The 20,693-nt window shown below is 72.0% G+C and carries 16 protein-coding genes and 1 pseudogene; 2 read left to right on the forward strand and 15 right to left on the reverse strand.

Translation table 11 applies throughout. From position 1 onward, the window contains the following. Together AS96_RS08490 and AS96_RS08495 are read left to right on the forward strand one after the other, a co-directional pair. Window positions 1-501: LysR substrate-binding domain-containing protein (locus AS96_RS08490; protein WP_051498809.1), on the forward strand; the 501-nt coding region annotated here is incomplete at its 5' end. A gap of 50 nt (window positions 502-551) precedes the next feature. Further along, window positions 552-1,277, forward strand: a complete 726-nt coding sequence (locus tag AS96_RS08495) for a glutamine amidotransferase-related protein (protein WP_036288376.1) — start codon at window positions 552-554, stop codon at window positions 1,275-1,277. A 24-nt stretch (window positions 1,278-1,301) separates the two neighbouring features. Here AS96_RS08495 and AS96_RS08500 read toward each other — a convergent pair whose 3' ends face one another. From AS96_RS08500 to AS96_RS08570, 15 genes and pseudogenes are all read right to left on the reverse strand, one after another. Next, a complete protein-coding gene (locus AS96_RS08500) occupies window positions 1,302-2,117 on the reverse strand; it encodes a tryptophan-rich sensory protein (RefSeq protein ID WP_036288386.1) in 816 nt (271 codons plus the stop codon). A 276-nt stretch (window positions 2,118-2,393) separates the two neighbouring features. Continuing rightward, window positions 2,394-4,187: a malto-oligosyltrehalose trehalohydrolase gene (gene treZ, locus AS96_RS08505; RefSeq protein ID WP_036288388.1), complete on the reverse strand. Its 1,794-nt coding sequence runs from the start codon at window positions 4,185-4,187 to the stop codon at window positions 2,394-2,396. Window positions 4,188-4,241: 54 nt separating this feature from the next. Beyond that, a complete protein-coding gene (locus AS96_RS08510; RefSeq protein WP_036288390.1) occupies window positions 4,242-4,442 on the reverse strand; it encodes a hypothetical protein in 201 nt (66 codons plus the stop codon). A gap of 182 nt (window positions 4,443-4,624) precedes the next feature. Further along, window positions 4,625-5,872 (reverse strand): amidohydrolase, encoded by a 1,248-nt coding sequence (locus tag AS96_RS08515; RefSeq protein ID WP_036288392.1) that lies wholly within the window; start codon window positions 5,870-5,872, stop codon window positions 4,625-4,627. After that, complete coding sequence (locus tag AS96_RS08520) at window positions 5,869-6,516, reverse strand: VOC family protein (RefSeq protein WP_036288394.1); 648 nt, start codon at window positions 6,514-6,516, stop codon at window positions 5,869-5,871. The genes AS96_RS08515 and AS96_RS08520 overlap by 4 nt, the downstream gene beginning before the upstream one ends. 18 nt (window positions 6,517-6,534) lie before the next feature. Further along, window positions 6,535-7,158 (reverse strand): alkylhydroperoxidase domain protein, encoded by a 624-nt coding sequence (locus AS96_RS08525; RefSeq protein ID WP_036288396.1) that lies wholly within the window; start codon window positions 7,156-7,158, stop codon window positions 6,535-6,537. A gap of 1 nt (window position 7,159) precedes the next feature. After that, window positions 7,160-7,804, reverse strand: a complete 645-nt coding sequence (locus AS96_RS08530; protein ID WP_036288398.1) for a CMD domain protein — start codon at window positions 7,802-7,804, stop codon at window positions 7,160-7,162. Beyond that, window positions 7,801-8,874, reverse strand: coding sequence for a putative FMN-dependent luciferase-like monooxygenase (locus AS96_RS08535; RefSeq protein WP_036288400.1), 1,074 nt, complete (start codon window positions 8,872-8,874; stop codon window positions 7,801-7,803). Before AS96_RS08535 ends, AS96_RS08530 begins: the two co-directional genes overlap by 4 nt. After that, entirely contained in the window at window positions 8,871-10,571 is a 1,701-nt protein-coding gene (locus AS96_RS08540) for a dipeptide ABC transporter ATP-binding protein (RefSeq protein ID WP_036288402.1), read from the reverse strand. Before AS96_RS08540 ends, AS96_RS08535 begins: the two co-directional genes overlap by 4 nt. Next, window positions 10,568-11,464: an ABC transporter permease gene (locus tag AS96_RS08545; protein WP_036288404.1), complete on the reverse strand. Its 897-nt coding sequence runs from the start codon at window positions 11,462-11,464 to the stop codon at window positions 10,568-10,570. Before AS96_RS08545 ends, AS96_RS08540 begins: the two co-directional genes overlap by 4 nt. Next, complete coding sequence (locus tag AS96_RS08550) at window positions 11,461-12,510, reverse strand: ABC transporter permease (protein WP_036288407.1); 1,050 nt, start codon at window positions 12,508-12,510, stop codon at window positions 11,461-11,463. The genes AS96_RS08545 and AS96_RS08550 overlap by 4 nt, the downstream gene beginning before the upstream one ends. Window positions 12,511-12,530: 20 nt before the next feature. After that, the gene (locus AS96_RS08555; RefSeq protein ID WP_036288412.1) at window positions 12,531-14,183 is read right to left on the reverse strand and encodes a TIGR04028 family ABC transporter substrate-binding protein; all 1,653 of its coding nucleotides are present in this window, start codon (window positions 14,181-14,183) and stop codon (window positions 12,531-12,533) included. 247 nt (window positions 14,184-14,430) lie between these two features. Then, the gene (gene treY / locus AS96_RS08560; RefSeq protein ID WP_036288408.1) at window positions 14,431-16,833 is read right to left on the reverse strand and encodes a malto-oligosyltrehalose synthase; all 2,403 of its coding nucleotides are present in this window, start codon (window positions 16,831-16,833) and stop codon (window positions 14,431-14,433) included. A 5-nt stretch (window positions 16,834-16,838) separates the two neighbouring features. Then, a pseudogene (gene glgX / locus AS96_RS08565) lies at window positions 16,839-19,046 on the reverse strand (glycogen debranching protein GlgX); the annotation flags it as partial. Between the two features lie 271 nt (window positions 19,047-19,317). Next, complete coding sequence (locus AS96_RS08570) at window positions 19,318-20,616, reverse strand: FGGY family carbohydrate kinase (RefSeq protein WP_051498808.1); 1,299 nt, start codon at window positions 20,614-20,616, stop codon at window positions 19,318-19,320. Window positions 20,617-20,693 lie beyond the last annotated feature (77 nt).

Below are 20,693 nucleotides of genomic sequence, written 5' to 3' on the forward strand. Positions count from 1 at the left end.
CACCGGGATCGGAGGCCAGACCCCCTCAGCCCGCGTTCACAACGTCACGGGGAAGTACAGCTAGACCGCACCGACCTGCACCTGATCCCTCTCTACGACGAGGTGCCCGTCGTCGTCTGCGCGGCCGACTCCCATCTCACGGCCGCCGACGAGCTGACCCTCGCCGACCTGGTCGGAGAGGTGATCATCGCGCCGCAGCATCCTCCCCTGGAGCTCGAGGTGGCGGGCGGCGAGATGCCCCGCTTCGCCCCGCCGGAATCCGTCGCCGACGCGATCGCGATCGCGGCGTCGGGTGTCGGGGTCGTGATCGTCCCGATGTCGTTGGCGCGCCTGCACCACCGGAAGGATGCCGCGCATCGCCCGCTCGCCGACGGGCCCACCTCGAGCATCGCCCTGGCGTGGCCGGCGGCCCCGGCGACGGCATCCGACGCCGCGTCCGGTGCGTTCGTGGAGACCTTCATCGGCATCGTGCGGGGGCGAACCGCCAACTCGTCGCGGTGAGCGGCGTCACACACCTGCCCCGTCGGAGCATGCCCGCCTAGACTCTCGACATGTCTCCGCTCGTCTACGTGTGCGCACGGCCGCAGCAGGGCGCGGCAGCCGCTGAGTACGAATCGTTCCGCCAGGCGATGCGCCTGGACGAGAACGAGCTGGAACGCTGGGACCTCGTGCGCGATCCGTGGCCCACCGACGCCGCCCGGCGCTGGCGGGGTGCGGTCGTGGGCGGCAGCCCCTTCAACGTGACCGATCCCGAGTCGGCCAAGACCGACGCACAACGGCGCCTGGAGGGCGATCTCGCCCAGCTGGCGCACGCCGCGGCATCCGGCGAGACCGCCGCACTGTTCACGTGCTACGGCATCGGCGTCGCGACACGCGCGCTGGGCGGGGAGGTGACCCGCGCGTACCCCGAAGACACGGGACCCACGAAGGTCACCCTGACGGCGCAGGCCCAGCAGGATCGACTCTTCGGAGGACTCGCATCGAGCTTCGCGGCGCTGACGGCGCACAAGGAGGGCACCGGCCGTCTGCCCGAGGGGGCCGTCCTGCTGGCGACCAACGACGCCTGCCCCGTGCAGGCCTATCGCCTCGGCGACACGCTCTACGCGACCCAGTTCCACCCCGAACCCACCGGCCGGGCATTCACGGAACGCATGGCCGTGTACCGCGACGACGGCTACTTCGCGGCCCCGGACTACGACCGCATCGCCGCCCGCGTGCTCGCCGCGTCTCTCACCGAGCCGATGCGGATCCTCCGCGCCTTCTCGCAGACCTTCTGAGCGGGCGGGTCCGCGCGGCGTCGTTCAGTCGCCGATCGACCCGGCCACCACCCGACGCCGCAGCGTCGCGACCACGGCGGAGATCAGGATGACCGCCGCGACGATGACGGCGGCCGTGGCGACGGCGGGCGCGTGCGGTTCACCGGTGGTGCGCGCGACACCGATCCACACGAGTCCCCACGACATCGCGAGAGCGGGAGCGATGCGCCCGCCGGTGCCGAACGCGATCGCGATGCCCACGAGTGCGACGACCACGAGCACGATGACCCCCCAGAGCTGCTGACGGTCGGCATCCATCGGCGCGACGACCTCGGCGGACAGCCAGGCCGTGATGTTCGCGACGGTGGCCAGGCTCACCCAGCCGAGGTGGATGCCGACGGTCGCGTCCATGAACAGGCGATCGCTCCACGTCTCGGCCGGCGTCTGGACGAGGACACGCAACGTGGCGCCGAGCGCCGCCAGAAGCACGACGATCGCAAGGACCGTCAGCGCCAGCGTGAGGAACTGCGCCGTCAAGAGCCAGGCGCCGTTCAGCACGGCGGTGACGGCGATCCACCAGCCGGCACGGCGCTGACGCTCCCGCGCGCGCTGCCCCGGCAGCGCCTGCCAGATCGTGTACGCGATCATCAGCACGTAGACGAGCGACCAGATCGAGAAGGCCGGTGTCGCCGGCGCGAGCACGGTGGCATCGGCATCCAGCGCGCCGCCCTGCAGCTCGCGCACATTGGTGCCGCCGAACAGGCCCGTCCCCACCATCGCGGCGATGATCATGAAGACCACGGTGGAGATGACCACGATCTGGCGGGCGAGGTCAGTTCCGGTCGGATGGGAGTCATCCATGCGACCCACGGTATGAACGGATGCCGCCGCGCACCAGACCCTTGACACGCGCCCCACCGGCGCGCGCCCCGGCGCTCGGGCCCCGCGGGTGTTCTGGCGCCCACCGAATCGGTGGCGCACACCGCGGCCTCACCCCGCGAACACCGCGGAACGCGCCACACTTTCCGCACCTGCCGAAAACAGGTGGCGCGACCAGCGGCCTCGCCCCCGCGCATGCCGCAGAACGCGACACCGATTCAGCTCGCCGGCGCGCCGCCCACGCACCCGAGCGGGCGCTCAGTCCGCGGGCGTGTACACGGCGTGACCGCGGGTCGGTACCAGGCCGTCGCCGCCACGCGCACCGACGACAGCGGCGGAGTCGGCCGAGAGCACGAGGGGCCCGGCATCCACGAGATGCTCGTGCGCCGTCGTCGTCGCGAGCCACACCTCACGATCCGTGAGATCGACGGTCCACGGCTCGGGCGAGAGGTTCACGTACACCGACGCGGTGTCGCGGTGAAGGATCCATCGTCCGTCGCCGACGCTCTCGGCCGCGTGCCCTCGCTGGTCGGGGTCGGTCAGCTCGGCATGATCCCGCCGCAGTCGCGCGAGTGCCCGGTACAGCGACAGCAGGCGCGCGTGCGCCGACTGGTCGAGTTCGGACCAGTCCAGCTTCGACCGCTCGAACGTCGCCGGATCGTTCGGGTCGGGCACGAGCGACTCGTCCCACCCCATTCGCGCGAACTCGGCCTTGCGTCCCTCGCGGGTCGCGGCGGCGAGCTCGGGTTCGGGGTGCGAGGTGAAGAACTGCCATGGCGTGCAGGCCCCCCACTCCTCCCCCATGAACAGCATCGGAGTGCCGGGCGCCGTCATCGTGAGCACCGCCGCGACCTCCAGGCGTGCCGGCGTCAGCGACTGGCTGAGCCGGTCACCGGCCGCGCGGTTGCCGATCTGGTCGTGGTCCTGCGCGAACGTGACGAGGCGCCACGAGGGTACCGCCGCAGGAAGGGGCGCGCCCCAGTCGCGACCCCGGAAGGACGAGAACGTGCCGTCGTGGTAGAAGCCGCCCGTCCAGGTCTTGGGCAGTGCCTGCGGATCGGCGAAGTCGGCGTAGTACCCGTCGGTCTCCCGGGTGAGGGCGACGTGCACGGCGTGGTGCCAGTCGTCCGCCCACTGCGCGGTCAGCCCGTACCCGCCGGCCTCGCGCGGCAGGATCATGATCGGATCGTTCAGATCGCTCTCCGCGATGAGGCTCAGCGGACGGCCGACGTGCGCCGACAGCGCGTCGACCCGCTCGGCGATCTCCTGCAGGATGTGCACCGGGCTCGATGCGGACTCGTGCAGCGCGTGCACGGCGTCGAGCCGCAGGCCGTCGACGTGCATCTCACCGAGCCACATCAGCGCATTGTCGATGATGTAGTCGCGCACCGCCCGCTGGTCGAGGTCGATGCTCGATCCCCACGTGGTGCTCTGCCCGTCGCGCAGGTACGGCCCGAACTCGGGCAGGTAGTTCCCGGAGGGGCCGAGGTGGTTGTAGACGACGTCCTGCACGACCGCCAGTCCCGCTCCGTGAGCCGCGTCGACGAAGCGTCGGTAGGCCTCCGGGCCGCCGTAGTCCTCCTGCACGGTGTACCAGAGCACGCCGTCGTAGCCCCAGTTGTGGGTGCCGTTGAAGCCGTTGACCGGCAGCAGCTCGACGTGTGTGACACCCAGCTCGACCAGGTGGGGCAGGCGGCCGATCGCGGCATCCAATGTGCCCTCGCGGGTGAACGTGCCGACGTGCAGCTCGTAGATCAACCCCCCGGCGAGTTGCCGTCCGGTCCAGGCGGCATCGCTCCATACGAAGGATGCCGCGTCGTCCCACGCCGACAGATCGTGCACCCCCCGCGGCTGGCGGCGCGAGCGCGGGTCGGGGCGCACGTCGCCGTCGTCGAGCACGAATCCGTACTCTTCGCCCGGGTTGGGCGTCGCGAGAGTCGTCCACCAGCCGGCATCCCGCGGCGTCATCTCGATGTCCGCAGCGCCGTCCGGGAGACCGGCCAGACGCAGTCGCACCCGCGCCGCACGCGGCGCCCACACCTCAATCGTCATGCGACCATCCTGCCCGTCACGGACGGGTGCCCCGCACCCCTTGACGCGGACGGCCTACGACGTGCCGTCGGAGTTGCCCTCGTCGTGTTCGTCGGGTGTCGGGCGGCGTCCGAGGAAGAAGAAGACGACGGCGAGCACGCCGAACGGCAGCGCGACCGCCCAGTTGTGCATCGTCAGCCCCATCGAGACGGCGATCGCGAAGAAGGCGATGGCGACCCCGAGATAGCTCTGCTGCTGCCCGCTCGACTCGGCCATGACTCGACGCTAGCGAAGACCTCCTGCCGCGGCATCCCCCGTGCGACGGAATCGACGCGCTCGCATCCTGCCGCGAACTCCGCATAATGTGACGTACTCCGCACCGGATGCCGCGTCTGCGTGCGGAGTTCGTCAGGATCTGCGGAGTTCGTGGTGGCGGTCGCCGCGGGCGGTGACGCGCGTCAGTCCTCCCAGCGCGAGGGAGCGCCGGATGCCGCGAACTCCGCGGCCGCCGCGGCGCGCAACTGTGGGTCGGTCGTGTAGGCGACCGCCGTGGCGGCGAGAGCCGCCGCGGCATCCACCAGGGCGTCGACGGCCGCGGGGAGCACGGTGAGCTCGGCGAAGGCCGCGTTGTGCGGGAACACGTCGTCGGGTCCGCCGAGTCCGAGCGACGGGTGGATCGACGGGACGAGCCGGCTGACGTTTCCCATGTCGGTCGACGGCCCGCCCTGCGGCGGGGCGGCCGGTGCGGGGATCTCGTGCCCGCGGGCGGCGAAGGCCTCGGTCCACCGCGCGGTCAGCGCCGTGTTCGTCTGCAGCGGCAGGTACGGCGGAACCGGGTCGACGTCGATCTCGGCGCGGGTCCCCGTGGCGAGCGCGGCTCCCTCGAGAACGGCGACGACGCGATCGGTGAGCTCACGCAGCTGCCCGACCTCGGCGGATCGCACGTAGAAAAGAGCCGACGCCCGCTCGGGGACGATGTTCGGCGCGGCGCCTCCGTCGGTGATGATGCCGTGCAGGCGGTCGCTCGGCAGGATGTGCTGACGCAGCTGGGCCACGCTCTGGTAGGCGGTGACGACCGCGTCGAGCGCGTTGCGTCCGAGCCACGGCGCTCCCGCCGCGTGCGCCGCGCGCCCGTGGAACGTCACCGCCACGCGGCGCACACCCGTCGTGCGCTGTCCGAGCACGGAGCTCGTGCCCGATCCGCTCGAGGGGTGCACCATGCCGGCGGCATCCACATCGTCGAAACCGCCGGCGCGAATGATGAGCTCCTTGCCGCCGCCGTTCTCTTCGGCGGGCGTGCCGATCAGCGACAACCGCCCACCGAGGTCGGCGACCACCGGCGCCGCCGCGAGGAAGGCCCCCACCGCGACGGCCGCGATGATGTTGTGGCCGCACGCGTGCCCGATGCCCGGCAACGCGTCGTACTCGGCGATGATCGCGAAGTGCGGCACGGATGCCGCGACCAGCGGTGGACCCGCCGTCGCCCGCAGGGCGGTGTCGAGGCCGAACGCGCCCGCCTCGGCGTCCACACCGTGCGCGGCGAGCAGCGCCGCGATGCGCGCGACGGACGCATGCTCCTCGAAGCCGATCTCGGGCTGGTCGTACAGCTCGCGCGCGAGCCGCGCGAGCTCGGGACGCAGGCGCTCGACGGCGGCCGCGAGGCCCGCGTCAACCGCGGCCGGCGACGGCGCCGCCTCGGCGCTCACAGCTCGACGAGCTCGCCGTCGGCGCGGCGCAGCGTGATCCGGAACCCCGGCTCCTCGCCCGTCACGACCTCCGCGACGCCGTCGCCCAGGCCGAACGCGGCGAGGATCTCCTGCAGCGGCGCCGGGTCGGGCTCGGTGCGTTCGAGCGAGACGAGCTCGATGGTGGGGATGTCGCTGAGCCCCGGCTGCGCCGTGGTGCCCCAGTCGATGAGGAACGGCACGTCGAGGCGACGGTTCTCGCCGCGGGTGAGCCGCCACTCCAGCAGCGTTCCGTCGGGCGTGCGGCGCGAGAGGTCGCTGACATCGCCGGGGTCGTAGCCGCCGGCGCGCGCCGTGGCGACGGTGGCCTCGATGTCGGCCGGGTGCACCGCGTAGGCCTGCACACTCGGCCCGGTGAGGGTCGAGATGCCGAAGGTCTCCGGCAGTTCCGGCTCGGAACGCGCGGGGTTCGGGCCGATCAGCTCGATGTACTGCGGGCCGCGACGGCCGTCGACGGTGAGCGCGACGAGCGCGTTGGCGGTGCCGGTCGGGTGGGCGCCGCCGGGTGCGGCGACGACGCCGGTGCGCTCGGCGAACCACTCGACCAAGGCGGCCAGGTCGGGGCCGGCGATGACGACGTGGTCCAGAAGGGTGGGGATGCTCATGGTGTCCTCGTTCTCGGTTTATCGGGCGGACGGGCGGCGGGCGGGCACTTCGGGCTCGCCGAGCGACAGCATGAGCCGGTTCGCCCAGTTGAAGAAAGCCGCGCCGCCGATGACGTCGACGATCTCGGCGTCATCCAGACCGGCCGCACGCAGCCGTGCGATGGCGGCGTCGCCGAACGCGAGCGGGGTGTCGGCGAGCGCCACGGATGCCGCGACCACCGCGTTCCACGTCTCCTCGCCGAGGTCGGCCTCCACACCCTCGTCGAGAAGGCGCTGCACGTCGGCCTGCCGGCCCGACTCGCGCGTGGCGGAGGCCGCATGCACCGACGCGCAGAAGACGCAGCCGTTGTGGCGCGAGGTCGCCGCGGCGGCGAGCTCGCGTTCGGCGCGGCCGATGCCGCCCGACACGTTGTAGAAGATGTCGAGGTCGGTGAGGGTGCGGGCGCGCAGCGCCTCGGGGTCGCGGGCGAGCAGCCGGAAGTACGGCATCTTCGCGCGCGCGGGCTCGATGAGCGCGTCGCGCTGCGCGTCGGTCAGCTCGTCCTCGGCCACGGGAAGAAGCCACGGCACCCAGCCGAGGCCTTCCTGCGTGAACGCGTCGGGTCGAGCCAGCTCGGCGTAGGTGGTGACGACGTCGGTCATGTCAGGCTCCTTCGGAGACGGTGGCGGACGCGGCGGAGGTCGCGAGCGGCGCGGATGCCGCGGCCAGCACGCGCAGCCCCCAGGCGACCCGCAGTTGGAAGCTCAGGAAGGCGACGAGCTGCGACAGCGACACGATGTCGTCGGGGCTCCACCCGGCATCCACGAGCGCCTGCAGCGCCTCGGCGCGCGCCTCGCGCGGACGGAAGACGAGCAGGTGCGTGTGCGCCAACCCGGCGGACAGCCGCGGGCCCAGCGCTGCGGCTGTCTCGGCATCCGCAGCCCAGCGCACGCCGTCGGTCGACTCGTCCTGCAGGTTCGGCTCGCGGTACGCGCCGAACGGACCGGTCGCGGCGGCGTCGGTCGCGGCATCCGCGACGACGGCGATCAGCGCGGGCGCCTCGTCGCCGAGAAGGTCGCCGTAGAACGCCGTCGCCTCGGCGAAGCCGTGCAGCTGCGAGACGAACGAGGCGACGGCGTAACGCTCCGCCAGCGCGAACGTGCCGGGCGCGGCCGGCTCGAGCAGCGCCTCGAAGCTGCGCTGCGCGTTCTCGCGGGCCTGGGCACGCTGGTCGCGTACGGCGGCGAGCGGGTCGTTCGCGGCGATGCCGGCGAGCAGGTCGATGATGTCGGCGGTGGGGGTGCTCATGCGAGTCCTTCCGAGGGGGCGGCGAGGGCGAGCGGGCGGTGGGCGTGGTGGAGCGCGGCGGCGGCATCCGCTCCGACGGCGAAGCCGAGGCGGGGGGCGACCTCGCCGGCCAGCAGCTCGAGGGAGCGGAGGGTCAGCTCATGGGTCGCCGCGATCGAGTGCACCTGGAACGAGACGTCGCTGGCGGCCGGCAGCGTCCGGTCGGCCGCCAGCGAGGCGACGACCTCGTCGACCGTGCCCACGTGGGTGTCGGTGATCCGGATGAGCTCGTCGAGCGCGACCCCGTCGGTGTCGATGCCGAACATCGTGCGGGCGAGGTGGCGGAGGCCGTCACCAGCGAGTTCGAGAGCGCGTGTGCGGTCCTCGGGGTCGACGACGAGCGCGGTTCGCGACGCGAGCACGCGGACCGGCGCCCCCTCGGGCAGGGCGGCCCGGTAGGCCTCGATGATCGGCAGCTGCAGCTCGTGCAGGGGGGCGCCGGGAGCTTCCGGCGTACGGGGCTGGGTGCGCGAGAGCAGCAGACCGTCGCCGCGCTCTCCCGCGCGGCGGCCCCCGTCGACCGAGAACGTCGCCTGCCAGATACGGGACGACAGGTCGCCGGCGGCGGGATAGATGCGCGAGTCGGTCCCTCGGATGCCGCGCCCCTCGAGCGCGTCGAGGAGCACGTCCAGGTGATCGGCGAAGATCTCGCGGCGACGGTCGGACTCGCGTCCGAACGCCGCGAACGAGGAGGGCGTGCCGCCGGTGGCGAGGCCCAGCTGCACACGTCCGCCGCTGAGCTGATCGAGCACGGTGGCGTCCTCGGCGACGCGCAGGGGGTCATCGAGCGGAAGCGTGACGACGCCGGTGGCCAGCGCGATACGGCTCGTGCGTTCCGCCGCGGCGGCCAGCAGCACGAACGGCGACGGCAGTCCTCCCTCGTGCTCGCCGAAGTGGTGCTGCGCGAGCCATGCCGAGGCGAAGCCGTGGCGCTCCGCGTGGGCGATCTGCTCGAGCGCGAACCGGTAGCGATCGGCGGCGGAGGCCTCTTCGAGCACACGGCTGAAGAAGCCGAGACGGGGACCGCTCATGCGGATACCTCTTCCTTGCGGGGGACGACGGGGCCGGCGGACGTGAAGGCCGCAGCCCTCGACGCGGAGTCTGTGCGCAGCGACGCCCCCGGGATCGCGGCGAGGAGCTCTCGCGTGTAGGCGTGCTGCGGATCGGCGAAGACCGCGGCGGCCGCGCCGTGCTCCACCTGACGGCCGCGGCGGAGCACCGAGACGGTGTCGGCGATCTGGCGGACGACGGCGAGGTCGTGCGAGATGAACACGTAGGTCAGTCCCAGCTCGCTCTGCAGCCGGGCGAGCAGCCGCAGGATCTGCGCCTGGACCGTCACGTCGAGGGCCGAGACGGCCTCGTCGAGCACGACCAGCTCGGGCTCCACGATCAGCGCACGGGCGATGGCCACGCGCTGGCGCTGCCCGCCGGAGAGCTCCCGCGGATGCCGCGACGCGATCTCGGGCGCGAGGGCGACGAGCTCGAGGTGATGCGCCACCCGGTCGGCCCGGTCGCCGCGGGTGCCGATGCCGAAGTTGCGCAGGGGCTCGGCGAGGATGTCGGCGATGCTCTGGCGTGGATCGAGCGACGCGTACGGGTTCTGGTAGACGAGCTGGGTGGTGCGGTGGAACGCGCGGCGTGCCCGTCCGCCGGCGAGCGCGGTGACCTCGGTTCCGCCGACACGGATCGTGCCGCGCGTCGGGCTGTTGAAGCCCGCGATCGAGCGCCCTGTCGTCGTCTTGCCCGAGCCCGACTCCCCGACGAGGGCGTGCGTCGTGCCGCGGGCGACCGTGAACGACACCTCGTCGACGGCGACCAGCGGCGAGCGTCCCGCGCGGCGGAACTCCTGCGTGAGCCCGGAGACCTCGACCAGGGTGTCGGCGAGGGCGGCGGCATCCGGCGCCGTGCGCTCGACGACGCGGGCGAGCGAGGGGGCGTCGGCGAGGAGCGTACGGGTGTAGTCCGACGTCGGCGCCGACAGGACCTCAGCCGTGGGCCCCGCTTCCTGCACGCGGCCACCCTGCATCACGACGAGCGCGTCGGAGCGGTCTGCGGCGACGGCGAGGTCGTGCGTGATGAAGAGGATGCCGGTGCCGGTCTCGGCGCGCAGCTCGTCGAGAAGGTCCAGGACGGTCCGCTGCACCGTCACATCGAGCGCGCTCGTGGGCTCGTCGGCGATGATCAGCTCGGGCTGCAGCGCGAGCGCCGCAGCGATCAGCACCCGCTGGCGCATACCCCCGGACAGCTCGTGCGGATACTGACGTGCGCGAGCCTCGGGGTCGTCGATGCCGACGCGTTCGAGCAGGTCGATGACGCGCGCCTGGATCTTGGCGCGGTCCTTCCACCCGTGGATGCGGAGGGCTTCGCCGACGCTCCCGCCGATGGTGGCCACCGGGTTGAGCGAGTTGCCCGGATCCTGCGGGATCAGCGCGATGCAGCGTCCGCGCAGATGCCGCCAGTGGCGCTCGCCGAGACCGACGAGCTCGGTCGGCCCGTCGGTGCGCTCGGACAGTCGGATGCTGCCGCCGGAGACGCGGCCGTTGGCGGCGAGCAGGCCGATGACCGACTGGGCGACGGTCGTCTTGCCCGAACCGGACTCGCCCACCAGAGCCGTGACCGACCCCGCCTCGACGTCGAACGAGACCCCGCGGACGGCCTCGACGGCACCGCGACGCGTGCGGTACTGCACGGCGAGGTCGCGGATGGACAGCAGCGGCTGCGCGCTCATGCGGCATCCCCTCCTCGAAGGGCCTGGCTGAGGCGGTTGGTCGCCAGCACGACGAACACGACGATCAGGCCGGGCAGCACCGTGAGCCACCAGGCGGTGGCGACGTAGTTGCGTCCCTCGGCGATCAGCAGGCCCCACTCGGGCGTGGGCGGCGGCGCGCCGTAGCCGAGGAAGCCGAGGGTCGAGATCTGCAGGATCGCCGAGCCGAACTGCAGCGCCGCCAGCGCGATCACCGGAGTGAGCGAGTTGGGCAGGATGTGGCGCCACAGCACGCCGAAGAACGTGCCGCCCGAGCCGTAGGCCGCCTCGACGAAGTCGGTGACCCGAACGCTCACGACGCGCGAGCGCGCCAGGCGCGCGAACACCGCGATCGAGGTGACCCCGACCGCGACGGCGGCGCTCGTGGTGCCGAAGCCCAACAGGATCACGACGCTCAGCGACAGCAGCAGTGCGGGGATCGCGAGGAGCACATCGACGACACGCATGAGCACCTCGTCGATGACGCCGCCGAGCGCTCCGGCCGCGAGGCCGATGGCGGTGCCCACGACGAGGCCGACGAGCACGGCGACGAGCGCGCCGATGATCGACTGCGAGGCGCTGTAGACGACACGGGCGTAGAGATCGCGGCCGGTGGCGTCGGTGCCGAACCAGTGCTCGGCGCTGGGCGCCTGCAGCGCGGGCGCGACCGTCTCTGTGGGGTTCTGGGCCGTGAACAGGCCCGGGAAGAGCGCCCACAGCAGGGCGACGAGGATCACGAGCGCCGGCAGGACGAACCCGACGCGCGAGACGAGGCTCCGCCAGCGCAGGCGCCGGTCGGGAGCGGGGGCGCCGGGGCCCGGGCGGCCGGGTGCGGTGTCGCCGGCGAGTCCGGCGGTGGTGGCCAGGGCGGTCATCGGTTCCCTCCTCGGGAGGCGGCGGCCGCGGCGGGGGCGCCGACCTCGGCATCCACGAGCTCGTCGACGGCACGGTCGGCGGCCTCTTCGCGCGGTGCCGCGGCCGACCCGCGGGCACGGCCGGCGGTGCGCAGTCGCGCGTCGAGCACGGGATACAGCAGGTCGACGATCAGGTTGATGACGACGAAGGCGACCGTGGAGATCACGACGACGGCGAGCAGCACCGGGGTGTCGCGGTTGGCGACGGCCTGCGCCGTCAGCTGACCGATGCCGGCGCGCGCGAAGACCGTCTCGGTCACGACCGCGCCGCCCACCAGCTCGCCGAACAGCAGGCCGGCCATCGTGAGGGTCGGCAGCAGCGCGTTGCGGGCGACGTTTCGCCACAGCAGCCATGGCGTGCTGGACCCGCGCGCACGGACCACCGCCACGAACGGCTGCTCGCGGACCTCGTCGATCGAACGCATCAGCACCTGGGAGAGGGGGGCCGCGATCGGGATCGCCAGCGTGATCACCGGCAGGATCAGTGCCTGCACCGGGTTCGCCCCGATCACCGGGACCAGACCCAGGCGGAAGGAGAACACCTGGATCAGGATGATGCCGATCCAGAACACCGGCAGGGAGACGAACAGGGGCGGGATGCCGCGAAACACCCGGCGCAGCCCGCGACCCGCACCGTACGTCGCGGTGAAGGCGATCGTGACCGCGAGGAACACTGCCAATGCGAGACCGAGCACCGCGAGGGTCAGCGTGGGCGGCAGCGCCGTCGCGATGAGATCGGAGACGGCGGCACCGCTGGCCACCGAGTAGCCGAAGTCTCCCGTCAGGAAGCCCGCGATCGAGCGGACGTACTGGACGACGAGCGGCTGATCGGCACCCAGCGACTGGCGGATCGCCTCGATCTGCTCGGGGGTGAGCCCCAGCTCGGGGCTCCCGTACCGGGCGATGACGGCGTCACCGGGGAGCGCGGCCAGCAGCAGGTAGGCCACCGTGTAGGCCAGAGCGAGCACGAGCACCGCCTGGCCCACACGACGAAGGACGTACGTCATGGATTCCCGGATCTCCCGACTCAGCCCGCGAGCCAGGTCGAGGAGAAGGTCGGGCGTCCGACCGACTCGGTCTCGAAGCCCTGGACCTTGGCCGTCAGGCCGAAGACCTGCGGTTCCTCGAAGATCGGCAGGATGTACGCGTTCTCGGCGAGGTAGGTCTGCGCCGCCGCGGATGCCGCCTGACGCTCGGCCGTCGTGGGCTCGGACGCGATCGCCTGCAGGAGCGTGTCGAGTTGCGGGTCGCCGATGCTGCCGTCAGCCGGGTTCAGGTTGAGCAGCGTGTTGCGGTTCTTCGAGAAGTACTGCGACTTCAGCACATCGAAGTCCGCGCGGCCGACCATGGAGTGGTACACCTGGATGACGCTCTGGTCGGTCGACGCCTTGGTCTGCGCGGCCATGTCGCCGGCGAACAGGTTCACCTGGATGCCGAGCTTGCCCAGCTGCTCCTGGATGAGGGTCACGACCTCCTTCGAGCGCGGCTGCGGCAGCGCCTCGTTGAAGCTCAGCGTCAGCTTCTGGCCGTCCTTGGCACGGATGCCGTCGGATCCGAGGGTCCAGCCCGCGGCATCCAGCAGCGACGCGGCCTTGGCGGGATCGTAGGTGTAGGAGGAGGAGGTGTCGACGTAGCCGAGCGCCGTTTTAGCGAGCGCCCCGGTGGCCAGCGGATAGTTCTTCGTGAACAGGGTGTCGACGATCTTCTGACGATCGATGCCGGCGATGATCGCCTGACGCACGCGCACGTCCGCCAGACGCGGCTCGCGGAAGCGGAAGCTCAGGCCGTTGTTCACGCCGTTGGTCGCGGCGGCGTGCAGCGAGAGGCCTCCAGCGGCGAACTGCGCCTCGTCGGGGGCGGGGATGTTGCGGGCGATGTCGGCTTGGCCTGCGACGACCGTGCCGACGCGCACGCTGTTCTCGGCCGCGACGACGTAGTTGACGCCCGCGAGGTAGGCGGCGCCCTGGTGCCTCAGCGACGGCGGCGCCCAGTTGTAGTCCTTGCGCGCGGTGACGCTGGTCTGCGTGCCGATCTGCTCGTCGGAGATGACGAACGGGCCGCTGCCGATGATCTTGGTGGCGTTGCCCGGTCCGAACTGCTCGCTCGTGCGGTCGAGGGTCGCATCCGACAGCAGGCCCGAGTTGATGGTCGAGACGGCCTGCGCGAAGCCGGGCGACGGCGCGGTGAAGTGGAACACCACCGTGTGGTCGCCGGTCACCTCGCCGTGGTCGTAGTTGTTGATCGCCTCCGACACCGGAAGCGCCCGAGCCTTGTCACCCTTGCCGTAGAGGTCGATGTTCTTCACGACGTTGGCGGCGGTCAGCGGGGTGCCGTCGGAGTAGGTGACGTCGGTGCGCAGGTCGAACGTGTACTCGGTGGCGTCGTCGTTGACCTTGTAGTCGGTGGCGATCCACGGCTCGAGCTCGAGCGTCTCGGGGTTCTGGTAGAGCAGCCGGTCGGTCACGTTGTTGACGATGCCGCCGTTGGGGTAGAAGCCCGCGGACGGCGGGTACAGGGTCGTCCAGGTCTGCGGCTCGAGGTAGGTGAGGGTGCCGCCCGTCTTCGGCTCGCCTCCGGCGGAGGCGGCGGGGGCGGCACTGCCGGAGGCGCAACCGGCGAGGAGGGCGACCGCGGCGAGGGTGGATGCCACGACGAGGGTCGTGCGGGTGAGTCGGGACATGGTGGTCTCCTGGTGTGCGCCGGGCGGCGCTGCGGTGAGCGGGATGATCCACCCCACCACGGCTGCACCCGGCGGGACCAGCCGCCGGTCACGTGACGTAAGCGATCGTCACGAAACGTCATACGCACCGCGTTTCGACTCGCTGCGCTCGCTCAACGACCGGGGTGGAAAGGGCGGCGCATCCCGGTCGTTGAGCGAGCGGCGCAGCCGCGAGTCGAAACGCCCCGACCCCGCCCGCGCCGAGCGGTCAGTCGGCCGCGACCAGCAGCGCGACCGGCAGGTCGGCGAGAACGACGGCCAGGGGCGCGGCCCCGCCGGCGAGCTCGCGTCCGGTGAACGCATCGCGCCAGCGTCCCGTGGGCAGCAGCACCGCGGTGTCGCCCCAGCCGCCGCGCGCGGCGAGCCCGACGGGCAGACGCGTCGCCACCGCGATCGCACCGCCCCGGTCGAACGCGACGGCGTGCGCGGATGCCGCGCCGACGACGGGCAGCGGCGTGTACCGCGTGAACAGGTCGGGCCGGGCACGGCGCAGCCGCAGGGTCCGCGACACGACGAGGAGCTTGGCGGCGCCGGTGTCGTCGACCGACGGCATCCATCCGTCGTCGAGCCGTGCGAGCAGCGCGCGGCGCCCGGCGACATCGACGGGGCGCCGGTTGTCGGGGTCGACGAGCGAGAGGTCCCACAGCTCCGTGCCCTGGTAGACGTCCGGCACGCCGGGTCCGGCCAGCTGCAGCAGCTTCGCCGACAGTGAGTTCGAGCGGCCGGCATCCACGACGTCGGCGACCAGCGCCTCGACCGTCGGCCGCGCGGCATCGAACGCGGCGTCGACGAGTCCGTGGACGCGCGCTTCGAACGCCTCATCGGGATCGGTCCAGCTCGTGCCGACGTCGCCCTCACGCGCGGCCTTCTCGGCGTACGCGTGCAGCCGGTCGGGGAGGGCCGGATCGTCCGACCATGCACCGATCACCGCCTGCCACAGGAGCGCATCGAGGGGGCCGTCCCCGGTGGATGCCGTCGCACGCAGCGCGTCCAGCGCCGCCGCCCAGCGGTCGGGGATCTCCGCGAGCACCGACAGGCGCGCCCGCACGTCCTCGGAGCGCTTGGTGTCGTGCGTCGTCAGCGCCGTGAGGGCGTGCGGCCACGACCCCTGGCGACGCGTGAACGCCGCGTGGAACCCGGGGACGTCGAGCGCGAACCACGACGGGTCGCCGCCCACCTCGGTGAGCGAGCTCAGCCGCGTGTACCGGTAGAACGCACGATCCTCGACGCCCTTGGCGGTCACCGGGCCGGTGGTCTGCATGAAGCGCCGCGACAGCTCGGCATCCGCATCGGCGACGAGCTCCGCCAGCACGACGAGGGCGTCGGCGAGGTCGGGCCGGCGCGCGGATGCCGTGGCCACGGCATCCGCCAGCAGCTCGCGGCCGGCCGGAAGGTACGCGCGGTAGACGGGGAAGGCGGCGAGCAGCTCGGCGAACGCGTCACGGGCACGGTCGTCGCCGAGGTGGGCGCGCACGGCGTCGGGCAGGCAGCGGATGAGACGACCGACCTCGGCGGCCTGCGACGTGTCGGCGATCTCGCGCTTGGTGCCGGCGATCATGTCGTGCCAGTCCACGGGCCCGCCGCGCAGGCGCTCGTCGAGCGCGGTCAGCGCCGGCGCGCCGGCCGGGTCGACGAGCACCCGGTCGATCTCGCCGAGGGCGTCGTAGCCCGTGGTGCCGTCGGTGGCCCACCAGCCGGGCAGCTGTTCGCCCGGCTCGAGGATCTTCTCGACGTAGACGGGAAAGGCGGGGGTCGACGCGGCGCCGCGGGCCTCCGCGACCGCCGCAGCGAGCGCGTCGAGGTAGCCGCCCGGGTCGGCGAGGCCGTCGGGATGGTCGATGCGCAGACCGTCGACGAGCCCCTCGCGCACCCAGCGGAGGATCTCCCCGTGCGAGGCCGCGAACACGTCGGGCAGCTCGACCCGCACCCCCGCGAGCGAGGTCACCGTGAAGAAGCGACGGTAGTTCAGCTCCTCGGCATCCCGCCGCCACGACGTCACCCGCCAGTGCTGGCGCTCCAGCACGTCGCGCACCGCGAGGCGGTCGGTCGTCGCGCGCAGCGGCGCGGTGCCCGGCGCCAGCGGCAGCACGAGGTCGTAGTAGCGCACCGTGCCGAAACCGTCGTCGTCGCCCTCCGGGGGTGCGACCTCGATCTCGCCGCGACCGAGCACCTCGTCGAGGGTGCCACCCAGCACGGGCAGCACGACGCGCTCGGCGCCGTGCTCCCAATCGATATCGAACGCGTGCGCGTGTCGTGACGCCCGTCCGTGGGTCAGGACGTCCCACCACCACGGGTTCTCGGTCGGATCGGCGACGCCCTGATGGTTCGGCACGATGTCCACGAGGATGCCGAGACCCGCGTCCCGTGCCGCGGCGACGAACCGCGACAGCCCGCCCGGGCCGCCCCGGTCGGCGTCCACCCGCGTGGGGTCCACCACGTCGTAGCCGTGGTCGGAGCCGGAGGCCGCCTGCAGGATCGGCGACAGGTAGGCCCAATCGACGCCGAGATCGTGCAGGTAGCCGGTGACGGCGGCGGCGGCATCCAGGTCGAACGACGTGCGCACCTGCAGGCGGTAGGTCGAGGCGGGCGCGCTGCGCGGGTCGTCGGCCACGGGCAGTGCGGCAGCTCGGGCTGCGGGGCCGGCGAGCGCACGATGTCGATCGGCACCGTCAGCGCCGCCAGCGACGCGGCGACGGAGTGGTCGACGTCGGGCTTCTGCTCCTGATAGTCGCGCAGGACGATGAGCGAGCGACCCGCCAGCTCGACGGCTTCGCCTCCGCGGCGCGGCTCGGTGTTGGTGAGCTGGCCCGTGGTGTCGACGACGATCTCCCACTGCGGGCTGAACTCCGCGCGGGGGATCGTGAACGAGAGCCCTTCATCACCCGCGTTGAACAGGATGAAGAAGTGGCGATCGACGATCTGCTCGCCGCGGCGGTCGCGCTCCCGGATGCCGTCGCCGTTGAGGAACACCCCGACGGCGCGGCCGAAGCCGGACTCCCAGTCCTCGGGCTGCATCTCGGTGCCGTCGGGGCGCAGCCACGCGATGTCGGGCAGCGGCGCACCCTCCTCGCGGCGGACGGGCCGGCCGTCGAAGAAGCGGCTGCGCCGGAACGTCGGATGCTCGCGGCGCAACCGGGCGAGGGCGGCCGTGAACTCGACGAGCGGCTGGTCGACGTGGTTCCAGTCGATCCAGGTGATGTCGTTGTCCTGCGCGTACCCGTTGTTGTTGCCGCGCTGCGTGCGGCCCAGCTCATCGCCGTGCGAGATCATCGGCACGCCCTGGCTGAGCAGCAGCGTGGCAAGGAAGTTGCGCTGCTGGCGCGCGCGCAGCATCAGGACGCCCTGGTCGTCGGTGGGGCCTTCCACACCGCAGTTCCACGAGCGGTTGTGCGATTCGCCGTCGTTGTTGTCCTCACCGTTGGCCTCGTTGTGCTTCTCGTTGTACGAGACGAGGTCGCGGAGCGTGAAGCCGTCGTGCGCGGTGACGAAGTTGATGGAGGCGACCGGTCGACGCCCCGAGTTCTCGTACAGGTCTGCCGAGCCCGTCAGCCGCGACGCGAACTCGCCCAGCGTCGCCGGCTCGCCGCGCCACAGGTCGCGGACGGTGTCGCGGTACTTGCCGTTCCACTCCGTCCACTGCGGCGGGAAGTTGCCCACTTGGTAGCCACCGGGGCCGATGTCCCAGGGTTCGGCGATGAGCTTGACCTGCGAGATCACCGGATCCTGCTGCACGATCTCGAAGAAGGCCGCGAGTCGATCGACCTCGTAGAACTCGCGGGCGAGGGTCGCCGCCAGATCGAACCGGAAGCCGTCGACGTGCATCTCCAGCACCCAGTAGCGCAGGGAGTCCATGATCAGCTGGAGGGTGTGCGGGTTGCCGACGTTCATGCTGTTGCCGGTGCCGGTGTAGTCGGTGTAGTACCGCTTGTCGTCGGCTTCGAGCCGGTAGTAGGCCTCGTTGTCGATGCCGCGCATCGACAACGTCGGTCCCATGTGGTTGCCCTCCGCGGTGTGGTTGTAGACCACGTCGAGGATGACCTCGATGCCCGCGGCGTGCAGGGCTTTCACCATGCTCTTGAACTCCTGCACCTGCTGACCGCGCTGACCGCTCGAGGAGTAGGTGTTCTGCGGCGCGAGGAAGGCGATCGTGTTGTAGCCCCAGTAGTTGCTGAGACCCTTCTCCTGCAGGGTGGAGTCGTTGACGAACTGGTGCACCGGCATGAGCTCGATCGCGGTCACGCCGATGTGCTTGAGGTGCTCGATGACGGCGGGATGCGCGATCGCGCTGTAGGTGCCGCGGATCTCCTCGGGGATCTCGGGATGCAGCTGCGTCAGCCCCTTGACGTGGGCCTCGTAGATGACGGTCTCGGCATACGGGGTCTTCGGCAGCCGGTCGCCCGCCCAGTCGAAGAAGGGGTTGACGACGACGCCCTTCATCATGGCCGCGGCCGAGTCCTCGTCGTTGCGGGAGTCGGGGTCGCCGAAGTCGTAGCCGAACACCGACTGCCCCCAGTGGACCTGCCCTTCGACCGCCTTCGCGTAGGGGTCGAGCAGCAGCTTGTTGGGGTTGAACCGATGCCCGTTGGCGGGATCATTCGGCCCGTGCACGCGATAGCCGTATCGCTGGCCCGGCTGCACCGTGGGCAGATACACGTGCCACACGAACGCATCGACGTCGCGCATCTCGATGCGCGTCTCCTTGCCGCGGTCGCCGAACAGACACAGCTCGACGCGCTCGGCACCCTCGCTGAACAGCGCGAAGTTCGTTCCACTGCCGTCGAACGTCGCCCCGAGCGGGTACGCGGATCCTGGCCATGCCTGCATGTGCGACTCCCTGTGCGATGACATCGTTCGGTGACACCGTTGCCACACGCTCGAACCGTGACGAGACCATCCCGTGACGAGTTCAGCCTAGGCCTCGGACCCACTCGTCGGGGTGTGGGACGGTGGGTCTGGACGCGGGCGCGCGGAGTTGCTATACGCCGCGGCACCCCGCGAGAAACCAGCCTCGGAGCGAGAAACACGTGCAGACGTGATGTCTCGCGGCCGGGATGGTTTCTCGCTGGCTGCAGGACGCCGGCGGTGCGGGATGCCGTCAGGCGGCGAGGTTGCGGGCCGCCTGGCGAGCGGCCCCGAGCGCGACGTACTCGCCCGCCGCGGGCACGTCCACCGGCACGCCGAGGACGTCGGGGGCGATGCGCCGCACCGCCTCGGACTGCGCGCCGCCGCCGACCAGCAGCGCCCGTTCGATCGGCACACCGAGCCCGCGGATGGCATTCAGGCCGGCCGCGAGTCCTCGCAGCATGCCCTCGACGGCGGCGCGGGCGAGGTTCTCGCGGGTGGTGGAGGCGAGCGTCATCCCCGTCAGCTCCGCGGTCGCATCGGGCAGGTTGGGAGTGCGCTCCCCCTCGAAGTAGGGCAGCAGGCACAGCCCCCCGGCGCCGGATGCCGCGGCCAGCGCGAGCCGGCTGAGCTCCCCGTGGTCGACGGCGAGCAGCCGGGCGGTCACGTCCAGCACGCGTGCGGCGTTGAGCGTCGCCACCAGCGGGAGGAAGTGGCCGTCGGCATCCGCGAAGCCCGCGACGGTGCCGGTGGGGTCGATCGTGCGCTCCGCACTGACCGCGAACACGGTGCCGCTGGTCCCGATCGAGACGACGACGTCGCCGACCGTCGCGCCCACCCCGAACGCCGCCGCCGCGTTGTCGCCCGCGCCCGCGCCGACGCGGCGGCCGTCGGCATCCGTGACCGACTCGAGAGGGCCGAGCACCCGCGGCAGCGCGGCGTCGTGGCCGAGCGCGGCGACGAGCAGATCGCGATCGTAGGCGCCTGTCGCGGGGTTCCAGTAGCCCGTGCCGGAGGCGTCGGAACGGTCGGTGATCAGCTCGTCGAACGCCGCGGTGCCCTCAGCCACCGGCCCGAACCCGCGCAGGCGCCAGGTCAGCCAGTCGTGCGGCAAGGCGACGGCGGCCACGGCCGCGGCGTGGTCGGGTTCGGAGTCGCGCAGCCACCGGAGCTTGGTGACGGTGAAGGAGGCCACGGGCACGAGTCCGGTGCGTCGCGCCAGCTCGTCGGCGCCGAACTGCGTGATCAGATCCGCCGCCGCCCCCGCCGAGCGGGTGTCGTTCCACAGCAGCGCGTCGCGCACGACCGCGCCGCGCGCATCGAGCGCGACCATGCCGTGCTGCTGCCCGCCGATCGCCCAGGCGGCGACGTCGGCGATGCCCCCGGCATCCGCGATCGCCTCCTGCAGCGCGACCCACCACGCCTCGGGATCGACGCTCGTGCCGTCGGGGTGCGCCGCGCGCCCCGAACGGACCACGGCTCCCGTCTCCGCATCGACGATGACGACCTTGCAGGACTGCGTCGACGAGTCGACGCCCATGACGAGTGCCATGTCGGCATCCTCTCTCGGTGGACCGCCACCACCCGCCGAGACACCGGATCCGCACCGAGACACCGGCGTGCGGCGGG

Source organism: Microbacterium sp. MRS-1, assembly GCF_000585455.1.
GTDB lineage: Bacteria > Actinomycetota > Actinomycetes > Actinomycetales > Microbacteriaceae > Microbacterium > Microbacterium laevaniformans.